The sequence below is a fragment of the Streptomyces sp. NPDC028314 genome, assembly GCF_055565795.1.
In genome coordinates, this window is record NZ_JBVHTP010000003.1 from 572,946 (window position 1) to 595,393 (window position 22,448).

General features: G+C 74.5%; 24 protein-coding genes. 11 read left to right on the top strand and 13 right to left on the bottom strand.

The window, feature by feature from the left end:
* Positions 1–26 precede the first annotated feature (26 nt).
* The 5 genes from ACZ4TG_RS10470 to ACZ4TG_RS10490 all read right to left on the bottom strand — a co-directional run bounded on the left by ACZ4TG_RS10470 (position 27) and on the right by ACZ4TG_RS10490 (position 4,695).
* Positions 27–842 (bottom strand): hypothetical protein, encoded by an 816-nt coding sequence (locus tag ACZ4TG_RS10470; RefSeq protein WP_468161233.1) that lies wholly within the window; start codon positions 840–842, stop codon positions 27–29.
* Positions 842–2,116 (bottom strand): VWA domain-containing protein, encoded by a 1,275-nt coding sequence (locus ACZ4TG_RS10475; RefSeq protein ID WP_468161234.1) that lies wholly within the window; start codon positions 2,114–2,116, stop codon positions 842–844. The genes ACZ4TG_RS10470 and ACZ4TG_RS10475 overlap by 1 nt, the downstream gene beginning before the upstream one ends.
* A 96-nt stretch (positions 2,117–2,212) precedes the next feature.
* Entirely contained in the window at positions 2,213–2,581 is a 369-nt protein-coding gene (locus tag ACZ4TG_RS10480) for a GntR family transcriptional regulator (protein ID WP_468161482.1), read from the bottom strand.
* A gap of 189 nt (positions 2,582–2,770) precedes the next feature.
* On the bottom strand, positions 2,771–3,754 hold the full coding sequence (locus ACZ4TG_RS10485) for an ABC transporter permease (protein ID WP_468161235.1): 984 nt from the start codon (positions 3,752–3,754) through the stop codon (positions 2,771–2,773).
* A complete protein-coding gene (locus ACZ4TG_RS10490; RefSeq protein ID WP_468161237.1) occupies positions 3,751–4,695 on the bottom strand; it encodes an ABC transporter ATP-binding protein in 945 nt (314 codons plus the stop codon). The genes ACZ4TG_RS10485 and ACZ4TG_RS10490 overlap by 4 nt, the downstream gene beginning before the upstream one ends.
* Before the next feature lie 213 nt (positions 4,696–4,908).
* Here ACZ4TG_RS10490 and ACZ4TG_RS10495 point away from each other — a divergent pair, with 213 nt between their 5' ends.
* Genes ACZ4TG_RS10495 through ACZ4TG_RS10505 form a run of 3 tightly spaced genes read left to right on the top strand, consistent with a single transcriptional unit; the run spans position 4,909 to position 7,186 of the window.
* Complete coding sequence (locus ACZ4TG_RS10495; protein ID WP_468161239.1) at positions 4,909–5,544, top strand: ATP-binding cassette domain-containing protein; 636 nt, start codon at positions 4,909–4,911, stop codon at positions 5,542–5,544.
* On the top strand, positions 5,541–6,410 hold the full coding sequence (locus tag ACZ4TG_RS10500) for a metal ABC transporter permease (protein WP_468161241.1): 870 nt from the start codon (positions 5,541–5,543) through the stop codon (positions 6,408–6,410). The genes ACZ4TG_RS10495 and ACZ4TG_RS10500 overlap by 4 nt, the downstream gene beginning before the upstream one ends.
* Positions 6,368–7,186 carry an ABC transporter substrate-binding protein gene (locus ACZ4TG_RS10505; RefSeq protein ID WP_468161243.1) on the top strand — a complete coding sequence of 273 codons (819 nt, stop codon included), beginning with the start codon at positions 6,368–6,370 and terminating at the stop codon, positions 7,184–7,186. The genes ACZ4TG_RS10500 and ACZ4TG_RS10505 overlap by 43 nt, the downstream gene beginning before the upstream one ends.
* 51 nt (positions 7,187–7,237) lie before the next feature.
* Here the strand turns inward: ACZ4TG_RS10505 and ACZ4TG_RS10510 are convergent, their stop codons facing one another.
* Both ACZ4TG_RS10510 and ACZ4TG_RS10515 read right to left on the bottom strand, forming a co-directional pair.
* The gene (locus ACZ4TG_RS10510; RefSeq protein WP_468161245.1) at positions 7,238–8,899 is read right to left on the bottom strand and encodes a class I adenylate-forming enzyme family protein; all 1,662 of its coding nucleotides are present in this window, start codon (positions 8,897–8,899) and stop codon (positions 7,238–7,240) included.
* A complete protein-coding gene (locus tag ACZ4TG_RS10515; protein WP_468161247.1) occupies positions 8,896–10,704 on the bottom strand; it encodes a CoA transferase in 1,809 nt (602 codons plus the stop codon). The genes ACZ4TG_RS10510 and ACZ4TG_RS10515 overlap by 4 nt, the downstream gene beginning before the upstream one ends.
* Before the next feature lie 177 nt (positions 10,705–10,881).
* Between ACZ4TG_RS10515 and ACZ4TG_RS10520 the strand changes: the two genes are divergently transcribed.
* The gene (locus ACZ4TG_RS10520; protein ID WP_468161249.1) at positions 10,882–12,054 is read left to right on the top strand and encodes an acyl-CoA dehydrogenase family protein; all 1,173 of its coding nucleotides are present in this window, start codon (positions 10,882–10,884) and stop codon (positions 12,052–12,054) included.
* A 173-nt stretch (positions 12,055–12,227) separates the two neighbouring features.
* Here ACZ4TG_RS10520 and ACZ4TG_RS10525 read toward each other — a convergent pair whose 3' ends face one another.
* Together ACZ4TG_RS10525 and ACZ4TG_RS10530 are read right to left on the bottom strand one after the other, a co-directional pair.
* Positions 12,228–13,307 carry a sugar ABC transporter permease gene (locus ACZ4TG_RS10525; protein ID WP_468161251.1) on the bottom strand — a complete coding sequence of 360 codons (1,080 nt, stop codon included), beginning with the start codon at positions 13,305–13,307 and terminating at the stop codon, positions 12,228–12,230.
* Positions 13,304–14,437 (bottom strand): MFS transporter, encoded by a 1,134-nt coding sequence (locus ACZ4TG_RS10530; protein ID WP_468161484.1) that lies wholly within the window; start codon positions 14,435–14,437, stop codon positions 13,304–13,306. Before ACZ4TG_RS10530 ends, ACZ4TG_RS10525 begins: the two co-directional genes overlap by 4 nt.
* A gap of 256 nt (positions 14,438–14,693) precedes the next feature.
* On the opposite strand from ACZ4TG_RS10530, the gene ACZ4TG_RS10535 reads away from it, so the two are divergent.
* The 3 genes from ACZ4TG_RS10535 (at position 14,694) to ACZ4TG_RS10545 (ending at position 16,833) form a co-directional block, all read left to right on the top strand.
* Positions 14,694–15,404, top strand: coding sequence for a hypothetical protein (locus ACZ4TG_RS10535; protein WP_468161253.1), 711 nt, complete (start codon positions 14,694–14,696; stop codon positions 15,402–15,404).
* A 147-nt stretch (positions 15,405–15,551) separates the two neighbouring features.
* On the top strand, positions 15,552–16,151 hold the full coding sequence (locus ACZ4TG_RS10540) for a sigma-70 family RNA polymerase sigma factor (protein ID WP_468161255.1): 600 nt from the start codon (positions 15,552–15,554) through the stop codon (positions 16,149–16,151).
* A gap of 175 nt (positions 16,152–16,326) precedes the next feature.
* Positions 16,327–16,833, top strand: coding sequence for a GNAT family N-acetyltransferase (locus ACZ4TG_RS10545; RefSeq protein ID WP_468161257.1), 507 nt, complete (start codon positions 16,327–16,329; stop codon positions 16,831–16,833).
* Between the two features lie 87 nt (positions 16,834–16,920).
* Here the strand turns inward: ACZ4TG_RS10545 and ACZ4TG_RS10550 are convergent, their stop codons facing one another.
* On the bottom strand, positions 16,921–17,160 hold the full coding sequence (locus ACZ4TG_RS10550; protein ID WP_468161259.1) for a chaplin: 240 nt from the start codon (positions 17,158–17,160) through the stop codon (positions 16,921–16,923).
* Positions 17,161–17,436: 276 nt separating this feature from the next.
* On the opposite strand from ACZ4TG_RS10550, the gene ACZ4TG_RS10555 reads away from it, so the two are divergent.
* A complete protein-coding gene (locus ACZ4TG_RS10555) occupies positions 17,437–18,234 on the top strand; it encodes a 3-hydroxybutyrate dehydrogenase (RefSeq protein ID WP_468161261.1) in 798 nt (265 codons plus the stop codon).
* Between the two features lie 22 nt (positions 18,235–18,256).
* On the opposite strand, the gene ACZ4TG_RS10560 is transcribed toward ACZ4TG_RS10555, so the two are convergent.
* Positions 18,257–18,940 carry a hypothetical protein gene (locus ACZ4TG_RS10560; protein WP_468161263.1) on the bottom strand — a complete coding sequence of 228 codons (684 nt, stop codon included), beginning with the start codon at positions 18,938–18,940 and terminating at the stop codon, positions 18,257–18,259.
* A gap of 321 nt (positions 18,941–19,261) precedes the next feature.
* Here ACZ4TG_RS10560 and ACZ4TG_RS10565 point away from each other — a divergent pair, with 321 nt between their 5' ends.
* Both ACZ4TG_RS10565 and ACZ4TG_RS10570 read left to right on the top strand, forming a co-directional pair.
* A complete protein-coding gene (locus ACZ4TG_RS10565; RefSeq protein ID WP_468161265.1) occupies positions 19,262–19,648 on the top strand; it encodes a VOC family protein in 387 nt (128 codons plus the stop codon).
* Positions 19,649–19,830: 182 nt separating this feature from the next.
* A complete protein-coding gene (locus ACZ4TG_RS10570; protein WP_468161267.1) occupies positions 19,831–20,400 on the top strand; it encodes a DUF5133 domain-containing protein in 570 nt (189 codons plus the stop codon).
* 68 nt (positions 20,401–20,468) lie between these two features.
* On the opposite strand, the gene ACZ4TG_RS10575 is transcribed toward ACZ4TG_RS10570, so the two are convergent.
* Positions 20,469–20,762 (bottom strand): hypothetical protein, encoded by a 294-nt coding sequence (locus ACZ4TG_RS10575; protein WP_468161269.1) that lies wholly within the window; start codon positions 20,760–20,762, stop codon positions 20,469–20,471.
* A gap of 224 nt (positions 20,763–20,986) precedes the next feature.
* Between ACZ4TG_RS10575 and ACZ4TG_RS10580 the strand changes: the two genes are divergently transcribed.
* Positions 20,987–21,214 carry a hypothetical protein gene (locus tag ACZ4TG_RS10580; protein WP_468161271.1) on the top strand — a complete coding sequence of 76 codons (228 nt, stop codon included), beginning with the start codon at positions 20,987–20,989 and terminating at the stop codon, positions 21,212–21,214.
* Here the strand turns inward: ACZ4TG_RS10580 and ACZ4TG_RS10585 are convergent.
* A complete protein-coding gene (locus tag ACZ4TG_RS10585; RefSeq protein WP_468161273.1) occupies positions 21,187–22,401 on the bottom strand; it encodes a Gfo/Idh/MocA family protein in 1,215 nt (404 codons plus the stop codon). The genes ACZ4TG_RS10580 and ACZ4TG_RS10585 overlap by 28 nt on opposite strands.
* Between the last annotated feature and the right edge of the window lie 47 nt (positions 22,402–22,448).

Below are 22,448 nucleotides of genomic sequence, written 5' to 3' on the forward strand. Positions count from 1 at the left end.
GCCGAAGCCGTCGGATCGCTACCCGGTCATGCCGGGGGTGCGACCCGTGCGGGGCGGCCCGAGCCGCGGGTGAGCGAGTACCCGCCGATGCCCGCGAGCGCCCCGAGCAGCCCGCCGGCCACGGTCCAGATCCAGCGGTCGGACCACCAGCCGCCGGACCAGCCGTCCTCCGGCTCCGCCCCGGCTGCCGGCAGTTGCTTCCCCTTGTCCCCTTCGGCGGCCTGCGCCGCCGTGATGCCGGGGACGAGCGGGGCGGAGAGGGCGCCGTCCACCGCGTAGGCGCCGCCCGTGTCCTTCACGTCGGCCTGGATCTGTGCCCGTACGGGCTGCCCGAGGTCCTCCGGGGCCAGGTCGGCCACGGTCAGCCGTACGTAGTAGCTGCCCGGCAGCGGGTCGTTGGCCCACTGCTCCGCCCCGGTCCTGACCGGCCGCAGGGTGCAGGACAGGTCGACGGAGCCGGCGTCCTTGGCCGCCTGGGACGTCTGCGTGCCGTAGGTGCACGGCTGGCGGCGGCGCAGCCCGTCGTAGACGTCGAGCTGCCAGCGTGCGGCTCCGTGCCGGGAGGCCGCGGCGGGCAGTGTCACCTTCGCCTTGACGGTGGCCCGCTGGCCCGCGTCCAGGGGGAGCACCCAGTACAGGTAGTCACCGGTGGAGGCGTCGGCCGTGGCCTGCTGGCCCACCTTGACCGCCGTGGCGGTACGGAAGCTCGTGCCCGCCTCCGTCGGCCCGGCGGAGGCGGTGCCCGGGCGCGGGGAGGGGGTGTCGGCGGCGGCCCCGCCCGCGAGGCCGAGCAGGCCGCTGCCGGCCAGCGCGGCGGTGGTCAGTATGCGTACGGTACGCATCAGTTGGTCCTCCAGACCGAGATACGCCAGCGGGAGATCCAGCCCCACAGCAGACCGGCGACGAGGCCGGTGAGCACGAGCACGCCCAGCAGCCACCAGCCGCGGCCGAGGCCGAAGGAGGCCACGTCGGACGTGTCGTCCGGGCCGTCCACCACATCGATGGTCAGCTCGACGGGCATGCCCGGGGTGGTCTTGACCGACGCGGGCGCCGAGAAGGAGTTGCTGACCTGGAGGCAGACCGTTTCCGGCGCCGTCTCGGCGTTCCCGTCGGCGTCGTCGAGGGTGGCCTTGGGGTAGCGCAGCCCGGTCGAGATCAGGTCGGTGCGCCCGTCGCCCGCCTCCGAGCCGCGGACGATCTCCCGCCCGTGGGCGGTCGTGGCGCGCAGCATGACGCCGTAGTCGTTGTTGACGGCGCGGTCGGCGCCGATGCTGACCGAAGCGCGCAGTTCCTGGCCGGGTTTGACCGCGACCCGGTACCAGCGGTGCTCGCCGAAGGTCTCGCGGTCGGTGTAGAGACCGGCGCCGAGGATCGGGGCGTCCTGGCACTGCTTGGTTCCCGCCGTGGCCACCGGGGTGACGACGGGGGCGGCGGCCCGGTCCACGAGCTGTTTGACGCGGCCGGAGAGTTCGGCGGTGTGCTGCACCGAGGTGTAGGTGCCGCCGGTGGCCTCGGCGATGCAGATGAGCTGCTCGCGGGTCTTCGCGTCGGGGACCAGGCCGAGCGTGTCGATGGTCAGGTGGATGCCCTGGGCCGCGATGTCCCGTGCGACCTCGCAGGGGTCGAGCGGGGCACAGGTGTCCTCGCCGTCCGTGATGAGCACGATCCGGCGGGTGGCGTCACCGCCCTTGAGGTCCTCGGCCGCCCCGAGCAGGGCCGGGCCGATCGGGGTCCAGCCGGTGGGGGCGAGGGTGGCCACCGCGGTCTTCGCCTCGGTGCGGTTGAGCGGGCCCACCGGGTAGAGCTGCTTGGTGTCCTTGCAGCCGAGGTTGCGGTCGTCACCGGGATACGTCGCCCCGAGCGTGCGTATGCCCAGGAGCACGTCGTCCGGTACGGCGTCGAGGACCTCGTTGAAGGCGTGCTTCGCCGCGGACATCCGGGACTGCCCGTCGATGTCGGTCGCCCGCATCGAGCCGCTGACGTCCAGCACGAGCTCGACCTTGGGGGGCTCTTTGGCCGTCGGTTCGCCGGCTGAGGCCTGCGCCGGGAAGAGCCCGACGGCCAGTGTGGCCAGCAGGCCGCACGCTGCGGCCGCCACCCTTTTTCTAGTGATCATCGCCGGATCGTATTGAGGATCGTCTGCCAAACCAAAAGCCGACCGGCGTGCGGACGTTCGCCGGCGCCCCCGCGTGACGGGCGCGCGCCGGCGGGTTCAGTGGGCGTGCGGGACGGCTGTGGGGAAGGTTTCCGCGTGGACGGCGTCGTAGAGGGCCGCGACGTCGGCGGGGGTCAGGCCCTGGTCCCGTGCCTGCCGCATCCAGGCGCCGAGCTGGGCGCGGAGCGGGGATTCGGGCGCGGTCTGCGGGGTGGTCAGGGACCGGGTGACGAAGGTGCCCGCGCCTTGCCGGACTTCGACGAGCCCGGCGCGTTCCAGTTCGCGGTACGCCTTGAGGGTGGTGTTGGGGTTGACCTTCGTACTGGCGGCCACCTGTGCGGCGGTGGGGAGTTTGTCCCCCTCGGCCAGGGCTCCCATGCGGAGCGCCTGCTCCACCTGATGGACGATCTGGAGGTAGGCGGGCATACCGCTGCGTCGTTCGATGCGAAACACGACCACGGTGCCCGCCTCCTTCTTCCTCACGCGGTGGATCTCGGGGTGGATTTCGGGATGGACTTCGGGGCGGAATGCAGGGGCGGAATGCAGGGGCGGAATGCAGGGGTGGGATGCAGGGGGATCAGCCTAGGGCCCGTCCGGGTGCCCCTTGGATCACGCCTAGAGCGGACCGCGCCGGGTGCGCCACATCACCGCGGCGACGAGGAGTGCGGTCAGCGCCGCGAAGACGCCGGCGGCGGTCCACTGCATGCCCGCCATCTGGTCGGTGTCGAGGTAGTCCAGGACCGAGTTGACGATCCCCCGCTGGGCCCGGCAGGCCTCCGGGGACGGCTCGTGCACACAGGTGCCCCACCCGTAGAGCTTCCCGGACGCCGTGCCGATCCACTGGTCGATCTCCACGACGTGGTCGAGGAAGGCCGGCCGCTCGGAGTCGAGCGGGTAGCTGATGCGGCGCGGTACGGCGAGCGTGACCTTGAGGATGTCGACCGCGATCGAGACGGCGGACGAGCCCAGGAAGGTGAGGACCATCGCGGTGACCGCGCGGCGGGTCAGCGCCCCGATGACGATGCCCAGCGAGGTGAGGCACAAGGCGGTCGCCACGAGCACCGGTCCGGTGGTGTCGAACACGGGGCCGTGCAGCCAGTCCCGGCCGGCGAAGGGGCCGATGGAGTTCCGCCACCAGGTGAAGACCGCGCTCAGGACCCCTGTGGTGACCGCGACCAGCAGGAAGGCGAACCCCAGCTTCCACAGCAGCCAGCGCTTGCGGGTCACGGACTGGGTGGTGACCAGGCGCGCGGTGCCGTCCTCGTGGTCGGAGGCGAGGAGCGGGGCTCCGAGGAACGTGCCGAGCAGCGTCGGCAGGAACGCCAGGTTGGATCCGTAGGAGTTGAAGTCGTTGCCGACCTTGTTGAACACCTCGGGATCGACGTCGTCGACGGACCTACCGGGCCAGCCCGCCGCGTGCAGGGTGTCCAGCATCACGCCGCGCTGGTAGAACATCCAGGCGGCGCCGAGCACGGTCACCGCGGCGCAGGCGAGCAGCACGGTGCGGTGCTGGCGGACCAGCAGCCAGGCCGGTCCGCGCAGTCGGCGGGGGCTTGCGGGGGCGCCGGCGGTGGTGCCGGGCCGGGTGAGGGTGCTCATGCCGCGAACTCCTCTCGGTGGCCGGGGGTCGCGGTCGGGGACAGCAGCGCGGGTGCCCCGGGCGAGCGGAGGTAGGCCATCAGCACTTCCTCCATACCGGGCGCCGTCTGCTGCCATTCGGGGTTCAGCGGGCCCTGGCGCAGGACCATGGCCGTGAACTGCCTTCCCGCGGTGCGGACCTCGATGACGGTGTGCGTGGCCAGGGCGTCGGGCAGGCGCCCGTCGGTGGTGACCCCGGTGACCAGGGTGTGCATGGGCAGGAGTTCGTCGGCCTCACCGGCCATGCGGACCTGTCCGTCCGCGAGGACGAGCAGGTAGTCGCACATGTGCTCCAGTTCGCCGAGCATGTGGGAGGACATCAGGACCGTGGTGCCGTGCTCGGCGGCCTCGGACATCAGCAGCGAGCTGAGCTCGTCCCGCGCGACCGGGTCCAGGTCTGCCATCGGCTCGTCCAGCAACAGCAGTTCGGGGCGCTTGCCGAAGGCCAGGGCGAAGGCCACCCGGGTCCGCTGTCCCCCCGACAGGTCCCCGATGCGCGCCTCCAGCGGTATGCGGCCGGACCCTACGATCCGCTCGGCCACCGCGCTGTCCCAGCCCGGGTTCAGCTCCTGGCCCATGCGCAGGGTGTCCGCGACGCTGAACCTCTTGAAGAGCGGCTTGTCCTGGGCGAGGTAGGCCCATCGCGGCATCGCGGCCGGGTCGGCCGCCGGGGCGCCGAAGATCCGCAGTTCGCCGGCGGTCGGCTCGGCCAGGCGGGCCGCCAGGCCCAGCAGGGTGCTCTTGCCCGCGCCGTTGGGCCCGACGAGGGCGCAGACGCGGCCCGCCGGGATCCGGAAGGAGCAGTCCCGCAGTGCCCACCTCCGGCGGAACCTCTTGCCGAGCCCCCGGGCCTCAAGGGCCCACCGGGTGTCGCACGCGTCGGGAACGGTCACATTCCGCACGCCTCCCCCTTTCCATGATTCCACTACTTCATTAATGGAATCATGGTCTTCTGGGATCGCCGGTGTCAAACAGCTGGTGTCAAACAGCCGGGGTCAAACAACAGCCCCGGCCGGAAACCATCCGCCGCCCGGCGGAACCGGACGCGGACTCCATCCGACTCCTCAGCCGGAGGCGGGCAGCGGTCCGCCCGGCCGGGAACGGAAAGGCATGGGATGGGCGGGCTGGATGTGCGGATGCGGGAGGTGGGCTGCCGGCACGGACGCGTCGAGGCCGTCAGCGGCGTCGACCTGGAGATCGCGGCGGGAGAACGCGTCGCCCTGACCGGAACGAACGGGTCGGGCAAGACCACCCTGCTCCGTGCCGTCCTCGGGCTGCACCGGCAGGTGACCGGCACCATCCTGGTCGGCGGCCGGGGCACCGGATCGGCCGCCGAGTGGGCCTGGCGGCGGCGGTCCTGCGCCTGGATCCCGCAGAAGCCCGCGGCCGGCCGGTTCCCGCTGCTGGGGGCCGAGTTGCTGGCCAGCGGCGGGGGCCCGGCCGAGGCCGCCGAGGCCGCCGGGAAGCTGGGCGTCGGCCCGCTGACCGGGCGGCCCCTGCACACCCTCTCCGGCGGCCAGTTGCAGCGCATGTACCTGGCCCGCGCGATCGGCAGCGTCGCCGCCGGCGCGAGGGTGCTGCTCGCCGACGAGCCGACCGCCGCCCTCGACTTCGGCGGGCAGGAGGAAGCGGCCGACGTACTGGCCGCCCTGCCCGTCACGCTCGTCGTGGTGACCCACGACCGGGCCCTCGCAGAGCGCTGCGACCGGGTCCTGGAGATGGCGGCCGGCCGGCTGCGGGAGGTCCGGTGAACCTCGCCGCCGCCGCCGATCTGGGCGAACTCCTCCAGCTCGTGCCCGTACAGCGGGCGGGCCTGGCACTGCTGCTGGCCGCGGTCGGGCTGCCGGTCATCGGAGTGGTCATCGTCGGCCTCGACATCATGCCGGTGCGCTTCGCGATGATGCACGTGGCGCTGTTCGGCATCGCCGTCGCCCTGCTCACCGGGCTCGACCCGATGCTCTGCGCCCTGGTGGCCTGCGCCCTGGCCGGAGCCGGGGTGGCGCCGCTCGCCCGGACCCCGGACGGCCTGTCGGGCGCGATGGGCCTGCTGATGAGCCTGGCGATCGCCGCGGCGCTGCTGCTGCTCGCCGTCTCCGGAGTCAACGCCTCCGGCGCGTTCGCGCTGCTGTGGGGGTCGATCCTGTCCGTGGGCACCGCCGATCTGGTGGTGCTCGGCGTACTGGCCGTCCTCGTACCGGGCCTGTTCTGGTGGCGGCGCCGCGATGTGGCCCTGCTGCTGTACGACCGGGAGCTCGCCCAGTGTTCCGGAGTCCCGGTGGGGGCGCTGACCGCGGTGCTGCTGGTCCTGGTCGCGGTGGCGGTCGCCGGGGCCATCAAGCTCACCGGCGCCCTGCTGGTCGACGCCCTCACCCTGCTTCCCGCCCTCGCCGCCCGCCGGCTGGGCACGTCGCTGCGGTCCATCACCCTCTGGGCGGTGGGCATCGGGGTCGTCGTGAACCTCACCGGGTTCCTCGTGGCGCTCCGGCTGGACTGGCCGCCCGGGCCGGTCCTCGTCCTCTCCGCGGGGGCGGTCGTCCTCGCGGTCCATTTCCTCCCCGAACGGAGAATCAGCTCATGGCGCGTACCCGCGTCCGATTCGCTTCCCTCCTCGCACTGAGCGCGGCCCTCGCCCTGGTCACCGGCTGCGGTGCCGAAGACAGCGGCGCCGGCAAGGGCGACAGCGGCACGTCACCGAAGTCCGGGAAGCCGGTGGTCGTCGTCACCACCACGTGGGAGGGCGCCTTCGCCAAGGCGGCCGGGGCCGAGGAGCTCAAGGTGATCGTGCCCCAGTCGGTGCACCACGCGCCGGACTACGACCCCAAGCCCTCCGACCTCGCGGCCGTGGCCAAGGCCGACTTCGTGCTGTACGCGCCGTTCGAGCCGTACGCCGCGAAGATCAAGGAGGCCGCCGGTTCCAAGGCGAAGCTGGTCGAGGTGAACCTCGACAACGACCCCGGCAAGGCCAAGGCCGAGGTCACCCGCCTGGCGGGGCTGTTCGGCACCCAGGCCGCGGCGGCCCGGTGGACCACGGACTTCGACGCCGAGTACGCCGGGCTCGCGAAGGACGTCCGGAGCGCCTGGCCGGGCGGGAAGAGCCCCGTCGTCGTCAGCCAGGTCTTCACCACCTGGTCCGCGCAGCTCTCCGGCGCCACCACGGCCGGTACGTACGGCCCCGAGCCGGTCACCCCCGCCCAGCTGGCCGAGCTCTCCGCGAAGAAGCCCGCCCTGGTCCTGGACAACGCCCACATGTCGACGGGCACCGTCCTGCCCGACTCGGGTGCCAAGCAGGTCGCCATCGTCAACTACCCGGGCGAGGACCTCGATCTGCTCCCGGTCTACCGCAACGCGGCGGCCGAGCTGAAGAAGGCCATGTCCGCGGTGCCCGCCACCTGACGGGGCCGGGCGGGGCGGTCCGGTCGTGGACCGCCCCGCCCCGCGGGCCGTCTACGCGCTCGCCGCGACCCGGGTGAGGCGGTCGCGTACCGCCGCCCGGTCGGGCTTGCCCGCCGGGGTCAGCGGGAGTTCCCGCAGCACCAACAGGTGTTCGGGGTGCTTGCGCTGCTCCAGGCCGCGCCGCGCGAGGTGTCTGTTCAACGAGTCGAGGCGGGGCTCCTGCGGGCCGCGGGGGACGACGCAGGCCGCGAGGCGCTCGCCCATCACCTCGTCCGGGACGCCGACGCACACCACGTCGCGGATCTGCGGGTGGGAGGCCAGCTCCCGTTCCACCTCGGCGGGGCTGATGTTCGCACCGCCGCGGATGACGATGTCCTTGAGACGGCCCACGATGTGCAGGACCCCGTCCTCGTCCAGCAGCCCGAGGTCCCCGGTACGGACCCAGCCGTCCGGGGTGCGGTAGCGGGCGTCGAGCTCCGGGGAGGCCACGTAGCACATCGGGGTCATCGGGCCGCGCGCGATGATCTCGCCGATCCGGCCGTCGGGCAGCTGCTCGTGCGTGTCGGAGTCGGTGATGCGGATGTCCGCGACCCGGGGGTCGGGGCGCCCGGCCACCACACCCGCGCCGTCGGCCTCCGGGGCCCGGGGATCGAGCCCGGTGTGGCAGTTGACCCCGTCGGCGGAACCGTAGAGGTTCACGACCGGGCAGCCGAAGGCCCGGCTCGCGCTCCCGGCCGTGGTCGCGTCGAGGGCGGCGCCGCCGAGGACCAGGGCCGTGGGCGCGGGAAGTTCACCGCCGTCGGCCTCGCCGCCACCGCTCTCCAGCCGCTCCAGCATCATCCGCACCATCGTGGGCACGCCCAGGATGTGGGTCGGCCGGTGCGCGCGTACGGCCGCGAGGGCGGCTTCGGGCGTGAAGTGGTCGAGGAGGACGAGCGTCCCGCCGTGCCGGGCGAGCGTGACGGCCGTGCCGTTGGACCCGAAGGCCGAGGCCAGCGGTACGAGGAACAGGCAGCGCGGCGCCGTACCGTCGGGCATCAGTGAGGCCAGGAAGTTCCCGCGGCCGCCCGCGAGCGCGTTGTGCGAGTACGCGATCATCTTCGGCTCCGCCTCGGATCCCGAGGACACCAGGATGCGGGCGGCGCTGTCGGGGTCGGGCCGGGCGGCCCGGAAGGCGGCCGCGTCGGAGCGCAGCAGCGCGGTGAGGGCGACGGCGCCCGCGGGCACGCTGCCGGGTCCGGCGGCGATGACGTGGCGCAGCGCGGGCAGGGCCGGGGCGAGTGCCAGCAGGTCGGCGGCGTGCCGGCTGCCGCGGTGTTCGACGGCGGCGATGACCGCGACGGCCTCGGCCCGGCGGAGCAGGCTCTGTGCCTCCAGGCCGCCCCGGCCGACGGGGAAGGGCAGCGCCACCGCTCCGAGGGCGGCCAGGGCCAGGTCGGCGACGACGGCGTGCCGCCCGTTGGGAAGCTGTACGCCGACGACATCGCCCGGGCCTATCCCGAGCTCCCTGAGCCCGGTGGCCAGACATCGCACCTTGCGGTCCAGCGCGGTGTAGCAGAGCGGGCCCTTGGCGTCGATGACGGCGGTGGCGTGCAGGTCGGCTATCTGGCGGGCCCGGAAGAGGCTGTAGAGGTCGAGGTCGGGGCAGGTCCCGTCCACCGCCCAGGTGCGGCGCAGGCCGGCGGGCAGCAGGTCGTGCAGGGCGACGGTCATCGGTGGCTCCAGGGGTCGGGAACGGCGGGGGCACCGTGCGCGTCGCGGCTGATCGAGCCGGCGAAGCGCGGGTCGTGGTGCAGGTCGGCCAGGTCGGTGGTGACCGCGGTGGCGGCCAGGCCGTGGTCGCGCAGCTGTGCGAGCGCCTCCCGGGTGGGGAGGCAGGTCAGGTCGTAGGCGCCGGCCGCCGCCGCGCAGACGTCGGCGGGGGCTATCCAGCCGTCGGCGGTCCGCAGGGGGCTGCGGAATCCGGCGGGCCTGCGCGGCTCCTGCCCGCGCCGCGCCCGGCGCAGGGCGGGGGCGGTCAGGGTGTCGGCCGCGCCGAGGAGCGAGGAGTCGACGCGGACGCCCCGCCCGGTGCGCTCGCGCGTCAGGAGTCCGGCGAGGACGGCTTCCGCTCCGAGCAGTCCGCCCAGGACGTCGAGCAGGGTCATCAGCGAGGGTGCGGGCGGTTCGCCCAGCGGGCGGGCCGCTTCGCCGACTCCGGTGCGGGCCTGCACCATGAAGTCCGTACCCATGGGGGCGTCGGTGACCGGGCTCGTACCCCAGCCGCCGGTGTACGCGTAGACGAGCGCGGGGTTGCCCGCTGAGAGGTCCGCGCAGTCCAGGCCCAGTTCGGCCGCCTTGCCCGGGGCCCAGTTGTGCAGGAACACATCGGCCCCGGCGGCCATCTCGCGCAGCCGGGCCCGGTCGCCGGGCGACTTGATGTCCACCTCCACGGCCGACTTGCCGCGATTCAGTGCGAGCCAGCGCGCGGAGAGCCCCGAGCAGGCGGGGGGCATACCGCGCAGCGGGTCGCCACCCGGCGGCTCGATGCGGATGACCTCGGCGCCGAGCAGGCCCAGCAGATGGGCGGCCAGTGGTGCCTGGATCCGGCGGCCCGCTTCGAGGACGGTCAGCCCGGCCAGGGGCTTCCCGGGCAGCGGCCTGCGCGCCGTGGGCGGCCGGTTCGCGGGCACCGGGCCCCCGTCGTACGGGGTCAGGGACCAGGGGGCTGCGCCGTCCGCCTCGGCGGCGCGTTCGGCGAGGGTGCGCAGCCGGCAGACCTCGGCGCCGGAGAGTACGGCGGCCTGCCGCAGCCGCGCCCAGGTGTGACCGTTCGCGGTGGTGTGCAGGGCCTCGGGGAAGGGTGCGCAGGCGGTGGCGTACCGGAACTGGAAGGGCCGCCAGCCTGCCCGGATCGCGTCGGCGGGGGCGTCGAGGCCCCGCCAGAAGGCCGCCCAGGCTCCGGGGTCCAGGGTCTCCAGCTCGAAGAGGACACCATCGGCCGAGGTGAAGGGCGGTCCGCCGGGGGCCAGTTCGGCCGCCTCGCCCTCGTCGGCGCCGGTCGCCGCGAGGTACTGGGACACGGCGAGCAGGCCGGCCCGGTCGGCGCTCGCCTCGACCCGTGGCGCGGCAGCGCCCCTGGCCCGGGCCACGAGGCCGGCGAGGAGCCCCTGCGTGGTGAGCAGGGCGGTGGCGGTCGCCGCGTAGTCGACGGCGAGGGCCCGGGGTGCGCCTTCGCGGCGGCCGTGTACGGCCATGATGCCGGTGGCGGCCTGAGCCGTGGCCTCGTCGGTGATGCCGTTCGCCGGATCGGCCGCCCAGCGTGCGCGGGCCTCCTGCCGGCCGAAGTCGCCGCCGGTGAGGGCGAATTCCGCGGTGTGGCCGTCGTACGGGCCCTGCCGCGGCTGCTCCTCGGCGCCGAGGAGGCGCAGGTGTTCGGTGACGAGGCCGGTCAGTCCGGCCAGGCCGGGCGGTCCCGAGGCTACGAGCCGCAGCCCTTCGAGCGGCCGGACGGTCTGTGCGGTGGCTGGTGACGCCATGCCTCTCCTCTGCTCCCGGCGCGGCAGTGGCCGGCCCCGGATCTACGGAACGCGGGAACCAGGGAGGGTGTGCACCCGACCAGTTCCACGGGAAGGCAGTCGGACTGCTGTTCCCACGGGTTCCCGGCGGAGTCGAAGAAAGCGGTGCGGAGCGAAGTGGTGGAGAAACAGGGCGGCATGAGGTCCGGGCTGCCCGAACCAGGCATCGACGCCGACGAGTTGGAGGAACGGGTCGCGGAATTCGTCCGGAGCCGGGTGTTCCCCCGCGAGGGCGTCCTGGACGCGGGCGGTCCCGCGGCCGCGGCCGCGCTGCGGGGGCTGACCGAGCAGGCGAAGGAGGCGGGCCTGTGGGCGCTCCCGCTGCCCGCCGAACTCGGCGGCCAGGGGCTGCCGCTGGCCCGGTACGCCCGGATCGCCGAGGCCGAGGGGGCCAGCGACCACGGCCCGGCGGCACTGGGTTCAGCGCCGCTGCTCGACGTGACCATGCTCCGGCGGCACGGCTCGGAGCGGGTCCGCGAGCTGTACCCCGGACTCCTGGCCGCCGGCGAACTGCGGGCCTGCTACGCGATGACCGAACCGGACACCCCGGGCACCGACCCGTTCCTGACCGCCACCCGCGCCGAGGAGCAGGCGGACGGCAGCTGGACCGTCACCGGCCGCAAATGGTTCACCTCGGGCGCCGCCGAAGCCGGTCTGGTCACCGTCCTGGCCCGCACGGACGGGGCGCCGGGCGATCGCGAGGGCCTCTCCCTGCTGGTGGTCCCGACCTCCTTCCCCGGCTTCCGCGTGGTACGGGAGCTGCCCGTCTTCGGCGCGTCCGGGCAGTGGGAGATCGCGTTCGACCGGGTCAGGGTGCCCGCCGACCACCTGCTCGGCAAGCGCGGCCAGGCGCTCGCCATCGCGGCCGAGCGGCTCCAGCTGGGCCGCACGCTGCGCTGTCTGCGCTGGCTCGGCCAGGCGCAGCGCGCCTTCGACCTGATGTGCGCGCGCGCCGGTTCCCGTACGGGCTCGCGCGGCCCGCTGGGCGGGCACCAGCTCGTCCAGTCCCATGTCTTCGAGGCGCTGCTGGCCCTGCGGACCACCCGGCCGCTGGTCCACGAGGCCGCCGACCGTGTCGCCGCGGGGCTGGACGCGCACGTCGAGGTGGGGCTCGCCAAGGTGGCCGCGGCGCGGATGCTCCAGCGGGTCGCGGACTCGGCCATCCAGGTCCACGGCGCGGCCGGGCTCGGCCCCGACACCCCGCTGCCCGCGCTGTTCCGTACCGGCCGGGCGGCCCGCATCCTCGACGGCCCGGACGAACTCCACATCACCTCGGTGGCGCGCCGGATCCTGCGCGGCCACGGCACCTGACCGTGCCCCGGGCAGGGCCCTGGTCCCGGGCGGGACGGACCGGGCGCCCCGGACCCCAGGCGGCCCGGCCACGGGCGGCACGGCACCGAGCGGGACGGGCCCGGGCCGCACGGGCCCCGGGCCGCACGGGCCCGGGCGGGGACGGCCCCGGGCGGGACGGCCCCGCCCGCTGGTCACAGCTCCCGGATGTCGATCAGCCCGGTCAGCGCGGCCAGCCCCGTCGCGAGGAAGAAGTCGCCCCACACCAGCTCGTGGCGCACCGCGACGCCCCGCCCCGCGTCGTAGCAGCCGTCCAGCAGCATGCCCCCGGGCCGGTTCCCGTCGGCCCGGGTCAGGTGTTCGCCCGTCAGCCGGCGCAGGATGGCGACGGCCCGCTCCGTGTGCCGCGCGGCCCGCGGCCCGGCGGCGCGGCCCAGTTTCAGCAGGGCGACCGCGGTGACGGCCGCGGCGGAGGTGTCCGGTGGGCCGTCGGGCTGCGACTCCTGGTCAGGTGGTACGAGGCACCGTGCCGGTTGCGTCGCCCCGCCGGCCAGCAGCTCCGCCGCGGCCGCGCACCTCTCCCGCGTCCGGCGCGGCACTGCGGGCCGGTGCAGCGCATCGGCCGCTGCCAGCAGCAGCCAGGCCCGGCCCCGGCTCCAGCCGGCCGGCGGCTCCTCGCACGCCCGCCACCCCGCACCCGCTTCGTGGATCCGGGCCGGGGTCACGGTCCCGCCCTCGTCCAGGCACAGGCCGAGATGCCGTTCGAGGTGGGCCACCGCGGCCCGCTCCCCCGCCGGTCCCCCGGCGGCGAGCAGCGGCGCCATTCCGGGCACCCCGTCCACCCGGGCCAGCAGCCGGGGTCCGCCGAAGGCCGACCCCCAGGGCACGACGCCGAGTTCGGGGTCGAAGGCGGCCGTACACGCCAGGGCCGCCCTGGTCCGCAGCTCGCGCGCCCCGGGGTCGTCGGCGGCGAGGGCGGTCCCGTACCAGAGGATCAGCCCGCGCGTGGCGGTGTCGGCCTCCGCCCAGCCGGCCAGCCGTGCGGTGCACGCGGAGGCCGCGGCCCGGTCCTCCCCGGCCCCGGTGTGCCGCGCCCGCAGCCACTGCAGCCCCGCCCAGAACCCGCCGGCCCACGCGCCGCGGCCGGTGGTCACCCAGCGGCCGGTGTCCGGGTCGGCGTACAGCGGGAACCGTTCGCCGACCTCGGCCCGGGTGACGGCGACCCGGGCGAGCATCCCGTCCAGCGCGGGCCCGGCCCACTCGGCCGGGGTCACGCCCGCACCACGGCCTCGGCCCGCGCACGGCGCTCCCGTACCGCCCAGGCGGTGGCCACGGCGCCTGCCACCGCGAATTCGACGGCGACCAGCAGCCACCCGGCGCCGTACCGGCCCGTCTGCGCGAGCGGCCCGAACAGCGGCGGCCCCACCGCGAACCCGGCGAAGAACCCGGCCGACACCAGCGCCGAGTCCTGCCCCGCCCGGCCGGGTGCCGCCCGCTGCATCACCAGCACCATGGACACGGCGTTGCCCGATACGGCGAACACCCCGACCGCCACCACCGCGACCCAGACCAGCGGGGCCACCGAGAGCGCGCCGGCGAGCAGCCCGGCAGCCACCACCGCACCGCCCGCCAGCAGGCCGGGCAGCCACTGCGCGCGCCCGGGCCGGGCCGCCTTGGCCCAGCCCACCCTGCCCGCGATCCCCGCGGCTCCGAGGACCGCCACCAGTGCTCCGGCCGTCGTGGGGCCCATCCCGAGCCGCTGGGTTCCGAACAGGGCGACGTAGGTGTTGACGGAGGCGATCCCGCAGCCCAGGAAGAGGGAGAACAGCGCGAGCCAGGCGATGGCGCCGCGGGGCACCCATGTCAGGCCGGGCGGGGCGGCCTTCGCCGGCGGATCGGGGGGCAGCGCCCGGCGGGCCCACAGGGCCACGACCGCCGCCGCTGCGGCCGCGGTCCACACCGCCGCACGCCAGCCCGCGCCGCCGGCCAGCGCCGTCAGCGGCAGCCCGGCCGCGAAGGCCCCCAACTGCACGCCCGACTGCTTCATCCCGGTCACCGAACCGCGCCTGGCGGGGGAAACCGCCGCCAGGATCGCCTTGTTGGTGGCCGGGTTGGCCAGCGCCTGGGGCAGGCCGCCCAGTGCGACGGCCCCGAGCAGGAACCCCGGCCCGGGCGCGGCGCCGATCAGCGCGAGCGCGGCGGCGGACACGAGGAACAAGGCGACGAGGGAGCGCCGCGGCCCGACCCGGTCGACCAGCCGGCCGCCGAGGGGCGACAGCACGGCCGCCGTGCCGAACCCGAGGGTCGTCGTGACACCCAGCAGGGTCGGCGACACGTGCAGTTCGCCCACCAGCCGCGGGCCGAACGCGCCGATCAGGAAGAGCTGGAGCATCGAGAACGCCATGGCGCAGGTGAGGAGGGCGGTCAGCCGGCGGTCGCCCCCGGGCGGGTCCGCGCCCTGCTCCGGCTCCTGCTGATGCTCCGCCACCACGTGCTCCGTTCCGCGCCGGTCCTCTTGGTCCGGGACAGGAGTCGGTACGGCGAACTCGCTGGTTCCCGCAGGCTGTTGTGGCGTGCGCCACAGCGGGGTTTGTCATGTGACGGCAAGTTTTCGTGCCCCTCTGTGGCTGCCGCCGGGGGGATGCGACGATGAGCCCGCCATGACACCGGGTCGATGTTGCCGAGCGTTGCGGGCCGCGATGTTCGCGGCCACCTGCGTGCTGCTCGCGTCCCTCGGCCACGTCCTCATGTCGGGGGCGGGCGTCCCCTGGTGGGCCATGGCGGCCGGGTTCGCCGGCTGTGGTGCGGCTGCCTGGATCCTCGCCGACCGCGAACGGGGCCTGGCAGCCGTCACTGCGGCGGCGGTCGTCGTCCAGGGCGCCCTGCACCTCGGCTTCTCGCTGGTCCAGGAGAGGGCGCGGGCGTCCGCCGGGGGCGGTCACCTCCACCATGGCGGGCAGGTGATGTCCGGCGGTGGCGCGGCCCCGCACGCCGGACACGACATGAGCGGTATGACCGGCATGGATGGCATGACCGGCCTGGCCGGCATGGGTGGCCTGGCCGGCGCCGACGGTACGGCCGCCACGGCGCCGATGGACATGTCCTCGACCGGCATGCTCAGCGCGCACCTGCTCGCCTCCCTGCTCTGCGGCCTCTGGCTCGCGTACGGGGAGCAGGCCGCGTTCCGCGTACTGCGCGCGGTGGCCGGGCGGATCCTCGTACCGCTCAGGCTCCTCTTCCGCCTCCCGAGCCCCCCGCACCGGCCGCGCGTCCGGGCCGGCCGGGAGGGCCGGTCCCGGCCGCTGCGCCGGCTGCTGCTCGTCCACGCCATCACCTCACGGGGCCCGCCTTCCGGGACCGCTGTCAGCTGACAGCCGGCTCCCCGGGGCGCGACGGCCTGCCGCCGCGCGCTCCGGGCATCGGCCCTGCCGTCCGGCGGGCCGTACCGCTCACCGGCCCCGCCGCGCCCCGATCGGCGGGCGGCGCCGGATCCCGGATTCCCAGAAGGACATCAGGCGATGACCCCTGCCCTGCTCCCGCGTCCGACCGCCGCCGCGCCGGCTCCCTCCCGGCACACCGGTGGGCCCGACGAGCCGACCACCCTGCTCGCTCTCGCGGCCCGTGACGGCGACCCCGATGCGGTGGACCGCTTCGTACGGGCCCTGCACCGCGACGTCTGGCGCTACGTCGCCTACCTCAGCGGCGACCCGCAGTCCGCGGACGACCTCACCCAGGAGACCTTCCTGCGGGCCCTGGGCAGCCTGCACCGCTTCGAGGGACGTTCGTCGGCCCGGACCTGGCTGCTCTCCATAGCCCGGCGCACGGTGGCCGACAGCCTCCGGCACACCGCGGCCCGGCCCAAGCTCTCCGGCCGGGACGACTGGCAGACCGCCGCGGAGCAGACCCAGCCGCTCGGTCTGCCGGGCTTCGAGGACGGCATCGCCCTCGCGGAACTCCTCGCCGCGATCCCGGCGGAGCGCCGGGACGTCTTCGTCCTCACCCAGGTGCTGGGACTGCCGTACGCGGAGGCGGCCGCCGCGCTCGGCTGCCCGATCGGGACAGTCCGCTCGCGCGTGGCCCGTGCCCGTACCTCGCTCATCGCGCTCGTCCACGGCTGACGGACGCGGGCCGGCGGCCACCCCGCCGCCGGCCCGCGCCCGCGAGTGGGGCCGGGTGTGCCGGTGGCGGGGTGGCCGCCGGCACACGGTGTGCCGGTGGTGGATGTGTGCTCGTGGCCCAGGTGTGCCGGAAAACGATGCCCGTCCGGCCGGGGTCCGCGGGGACAATGCACGCATGCGCATTCGCCCCGTCCACACCGCCGAACTGGCCGCCCTCCAGGACATCGAGAGGGCGGCGGGAGAGTGTTTCCGCGACATCGGCATGCCGGAGATCGCCGAGGACGAGCCGCTCCCGCTCGACGAGCTCGCCCGCTACCAGCAGGCCGGGCTGGCCTGGGTCGCGGCCGACGAGGCCGACGCGCCGGCGGCCTACCTGATCGCGGAACGGGTGGACGGCTGCCTGCACGTCGAACAGGTATCGGTCCACCCGGACAGCGCGCGCCGCCGGATCGGGCGGGCCCTGCTCGACTTCCTCGCGGACCGGGCGAGGGCCGACAGACTCCCGGCCCTGACCCTGACCACCTTCACCGAAGTGCCGTGGAACGCCCCGTACTACGCGCGCTGCGGCTTCCGTCCGCTGGCGGAGGCCGATCTCGGCCCCGGTCTGCGGGAGATCCGCGCCGACGAGGCGGCACACGGCCTGGACCGGTGGCCGCGGATCGCGATGCGCCGCGATCTGTGACGCCCTCCCGCCGGGAACGGACCCGGACGCGGACCCGGCCCGCCACCTGACCGCGGTGGCGGGCCGGGGACCCGGGGCTGCGGGTCGTCAGGCGTTGATGCAGGTGTTGCCGGCGGCCGGGTTCAGCAGGCCGATGATGCTGATCGAGTTGCCGCACACGTTGATCGGGATGTGGATCGGGACCTGGACCACGTTGCCCGAGAGCACACCCGGCGAGCCGACGGCCAGGCCGTGCGCGTCGGCATCCGCGGACGCGACCGAGGCTCCGCCGACCACGACGGCGGCGGCGGCCAGGGCCAGCGCGGCACTCTTCAGAACACGCGACATGAGGGGGGCTCCTTCAGACGATTCCAGCGAGCACGCCAGGGACGCGTCGCACGGCCCCTGCTCGGAGCCGCACTTCTTCATTCGTCCCCGGCGGCCCCGGGCTTCGGCCGCCGGGGCCTCTTTCGCTCGAAGGGATGAGCCCGTCCGCAGCACTGCCGAACAAGCGGTCCCCTCTCGTATTCCCTGTCGATATGGCCGTGTTCACCATCAGGCGGGCGCCGACTGTGTGTCCCGGCGCCATGGGCGGCGCCCGGTGCCCGTCCCTACTGTTCCCGCATGACGAGCAGACTTCCCCACCTCCACCCCGCAGCGGCGGCCGGCTCGGCCGGTGCGGATCTACGGGGGCGCGTCGCCCTGGTGACCGGTGGCGGCAGCGGGATCGGCCGCGCCTGCGCCGTGGCGCTCGCCGCGGCCGGCGCGGCCGTGCACGTGGCCGACATCGCGCAGGAGGCGGCCCGCAGCGTGGCGGCGCAGATCGGGGGGCGGGCGCACACCGTCGATCTGGCCGATCCGGCGGCCGTCGGCGCGCTGCCCGCCGGGGTCGACATCCTGGTGAACAGCGCCGGGCTCCAGCACGTCGCCCCGATCACCGAGTTCCCACCGGAGCGTTTCGCGCTCATCCAGCAGGTGATGGTCACCGCGCCGTTCCTGCTGCTGCGCCACACCCTGCCGCACATGTACGCGGGCGGGTGGGGCCGGGTGGTCAACATCTCCAGCGTGCACGGGCTGCGCGCCAGCGCCTACAAGTCCGCCTACGTGGCCGCCAAGCACGCCCTGGAGGGGCTGAGCAAGGTCACCGCGATCGAGGCCGCTCCACACGGCGTGACCAGCAACTGCATCAGCCCCGGCTACGTCCGCACCCCCCTCGTGGAGGGCCAGATCCAGGACCAGGCCGCCGCGCACGGCGTCAGCGCCGAGGACGTGCTGTCCGACGTCCTGCTCACCCGGTCCCCGATCAAGCGGCTGATCGAACCGGAGGAGGTCGCGGCCACCGCCGTGTGGCTGTGCGGCCCCCACACCGGATACGTCACCGGTACGTCCGTCTCCCTCGACGGCGGCTGGGGTGCCGGCTGACCGCGCCGGGAGGGGCCCGCTGCTACGCGACGAACTCCTCGTCCCCGTAACTCACCTCGGCGGTGCTCCAGTCGACGCCCAGTTGCTCGACGAACCGCCGGGCCAGGGGAAGGTCACCGAGCGGGGCGATGAGGACGAGCCTCCCGTCCGTGGTGACCGAGCCTCCGCCGAGCCGGTCGCGGGCCTCGGGGTCCGCGACCAGCGCGTCGTGCAGCCGGGTTCCGGAGACACCGGGGGCCTGGATCTCCACCGCGTCGGTCTCCGGCGAGGTCCGCGGCAGACACCGGAAGGTCAGCACCGACTCCTGGTGGTACTGCTTGCGGATGACGTCCGCGATGTGGTGGAGCCCCTCGGCGCCGACCCGGTTGACCTCGAACTCGCGCGAGCGCTCGTAGGTGGCCTGCTTGAGGTCGCCGGACCAGAACACGCCGTCCAGCAGGGTGGACCCGCCCGGCCTCGCGCCGTTGGCACGGATGATGCCGCGCACCTCGCGGTCGAAGCGCGTCAGCCGGGTCCTGAGCCGCGGGTCGGCCGGATCCGTGATGATCTCGGTGTTGTCGGTGGCGAAGATCTCCGCCGTCGGACAGCCGTGCTGCTGCCGCTCTGCCTGCGGGCTGTCCTGCGGGCTCGCCTGCGCGCTCCCCGAGCCGGCCACCCCCAGCGTCAGGACACCTACCGCGACCAGCACACCCACCCGTTGCCTCATGCCTCAACTCCCTGCCCGGTGACCACACATGGATACGCCCGCAGGCGCATCGGATCACCGTAAGGCCGAGGCGGCGCGGGGCCGGCCCCGGCAGCCCGCCGGATGGCTCGAACACGTCGGGAACGGCGGGGCGGCGGGGCGGCGGGGCGTCAGGGCGGCGGGGCGGCGCCGAAACGGACCCTCGGGTCTCGGGGTCCGGGGGTCCGCTCTTGCGTCATGATGTGCCATCGTCGTACGTCCGGCCGGTACTCCGGACGGACCGGCCGCGATTCTCACCCCTTCGGCCACTCCCGCGACAACGGACCCCCTAGATTCGTGCGCATGGTGCATGTACTGGGCAGCAGGATCCTGCTGCAACCCACGGACCCCGACCGCTCGCGCGCCTTCTACGGCGAGACCCTGGGCCTCGCCGTCTACCGGGAGTTCGGGACCGGGCCCGAGCGTGGCACGGTCTACTTCCTCGGCGGCGGGTTCCTCGAGGTCTCGGGCCGCGCCGAGAGCCCGCCCGCGCCCGGACTCCGGCTCTGGCTCCAGGTCGCGGACGTGCGGGAGGCGTACGAGGCGCTCCGCTCGCGGGGCGCCGAGGTGCTGCGGCCTCCCGTGCGGGAGCCCTGGGGCCTGATCGAGATGTGGCTCGCGGATCCCGACGGCGTACGCATCGCCGTGGTGGAGGTACCGGCCGACCATCCGCTGAGGTTCCGCCCCTGAGGCCCGCGGCGGCCGGCACCACGGGCCGGGTCCCGTGTCAACGCCCGCGCGGCCGTACCACCTGATCGTGGGACGCGGCGCACGGCGGCCCGCGCGTTCGGCGCCCTCGCGCGGTACCTGCTGCTACACAGCGGGCACACCCTTGCCAGCCGGCGAGGAAAGCTGATCAAAGGAACGGGCGGATGAACGACTCGCCGGAACGACACCGCCCTCCCCGCACCGACACGGCCGAGGCCCCGAGCAGGCCCGTCGCCGTGGCGGCGCGGGCCTCCGTGGGCAGTGCCATCGGAGTCCTGATGGCACTGGTGCCCTGCAGCACCGAGACGGCCCGCCGCATCCTGGCCGACACGGCCCGGACGGCGGGCGCCAGCCTGGCGGAGGCGGCCGACGCGGCGATCGTGCTGCGCAGCGGCAGCGCCGGCCAGGTCAGCGGCCGCTCCTGCGACCTGGAAGAGGTCCTGCGGGCCGTGATCGACCACACCGTGTCCGCTACGGGCCCCGCGCCGGGCTCCACGTCCGGGGGGCTGCTCCCCAATCCGCGCCTGCTGCGCCAGCACCTGCACTACTTCCGGGCACTGCGCCGCCGCACCTTCGCCGCGCCGGACGACGCCAGCCTGCGCAGCAGGCTGGAGGACGCCTCGTACACCCTCTGCGTCCTGATGGGCCGGCGCAGCATCCACCAGGCGCTCCAGGCGGCCGAGGAGCTCCTCGCCGTGAATCGCCTGGACGCACCCCAGCCGCCCGACCTCTAGATCCTGATCCTGTCCACCCCCCCCCCCCGGACGGGACAGCCCCCCGGCGCGCGGCCGGGGGGCGGGCTTCAGGCCACTCGTCTGGCCCAGTGGAGGGGCACTCCCGCGCCGCCTCCGCCGCGGACCGTCTCGACCACGGCCTGGTGCAGGTCCCGGCTCTCCCCTTCCGAGGCGCACTCCACCGGGCTGCCGGACAGGGTGAACCAGTCCGACGACCCGCTGTACTGCACCGCCACCTGCGCTTGGGCTCCTGTCCAGGTCGTGTGCACGGTCAGATTTCCGGAGATGTCACCCGCCTCCGTCGTGCGGGCACCGCCCGCAGCCGGGTAGATCCCCGTCGTCGTCCATGACGCCCAGGCCATTCGGCATCCACCTCGCTTCCTGGAACGATCGGCGATGCGCCGGAGGCGGACTGCGGGGACTGCTCCCCGGCCGGCGTCCCTGAGCCCGCCGGCAGCCCGCTCAAACCTCCCGCACCTCGTTTCCCTCCTCTTGGTCTACCCCCATTGGCCCCATCCGTCACGGGGCGCTCTCATGGAGACCAGGCCGGTCCCTCTTCCCGCGTCGAGCACGGAAAGGTACGCCCATGTACGAGATGCGCGCCGAATCGACCGCCGAATCGACCGCCGACCGCAGCCAGCTGCTCTGGCACGTGATCGCGAAGGACGCGACCTTCAGCACGCTGTGCGGCTCCCGCCTCGCCCCCGAACAGGCAGCGCCCCCGATATCCGAGCCCGGCTCGGAGCGCTACTGCGCGACCTGCATGGATGCCTTCGGCAGGGCCGTTCACTCCCCCGCGCGCCCCGGTGCCTGAGCGGCGGGCCGCTGGCCCTGTTCGAAGTACGCCACCAGCCGGGGATCGAGCGGGGGCACCCGGCGCGGGGTGCCCCCGTCGCGCAGGGACTCGGCCGCCAGGCAGCCCGCGGCGACCGCCATCCGGGCGGCGACCGGTGAGGTGTCGGTCGTACCCCCCTCGCGTGCGAAGCGCAGGAACTCGTCGATCAACAGCGGGTCGGCGCCGCCGTGTTCGCCTCCCGCCCGGGTTTCCGGGATGAGGTGGCAGGTGTCCGGCCCGGCCCGGTATCCGGAGCGCCGGGTGTTCCAGATCCGTACTTCTCCGCCCGGGCCGTCGCCGAAGTTCTCCAGTCGGCCCGCGTCCCCGATGACGGTGTAGTTGCGCCAGTAGTCGGGGGTGAAGTGACACTGCTGGTAGGCGGCGAGCACGCCGTTGGCAAGGCGCAGGTTGACCAGCGAGACGTCCTCGACGTCGATGACGGGGTTGAGGCCGCGCTGGGTGTGCGCGGGCCAGTGGCCCTCCTCGGTGTACCAGTCGTCGTGCTTGGGCTCGCCGGGCTCCCGGCGGTGCGGGTTCTCCCCGTAGACCATGAGGTCGCCCATGGCCTGGACGTCGCTGGCGTACGCGCCGGCCAGCCAGTGCAGGACGTCGATGTCGTGCGCGGCCTTCTGGAGCAGCAGGCTGGTGGTGTACTTCCGCTCGGCGTGCCAGTCCTTGAAGTACCAGTCTCCGCCGTATCCCACGAAGTGGCGCACCCAGACCGTCCTGACCCGGCCGATCGCCCCGTCCGCGATCAGCTCGCGCATCAGCCGTACCACGGGCATGTGCCGCATGTTGTGGCCCACGTACAGGCGCGTGCCCGTCTCGTGCGCGGTCCGCAGGATCTCGTCGCAGCGCTCCACGGTGATGTCGAGGGGCTTCTCGACGAAGACGGGTTTGCGGGCCGCCAGTGTCCGGCAGGCCAGGTCGGCGTGCGTGTGGTCGGGGGTGAGGACGAGCACGGCGTCGATGTCCGCGTCCTCGATCACGGCGAGGTGGTCGGCGGTGACGCGGGCGTCGGGGAACGCGGCGGCGGCCGCGGCGCGGGCCCGGGGATCCGGGTCCGCGAGGGCGGTGACGGCCGCGCCGCGGCCCGGTCGGTGTGCGGTGCGCGCGATGCTGCCGCGCAGGCCGTATCCGAGGACGCCGATGCGGAGGTCGGTCAAGGTCGGCTTCCTTCGCGTCGGGCGGTGGCGCCTGCGGCGGCTGTGGC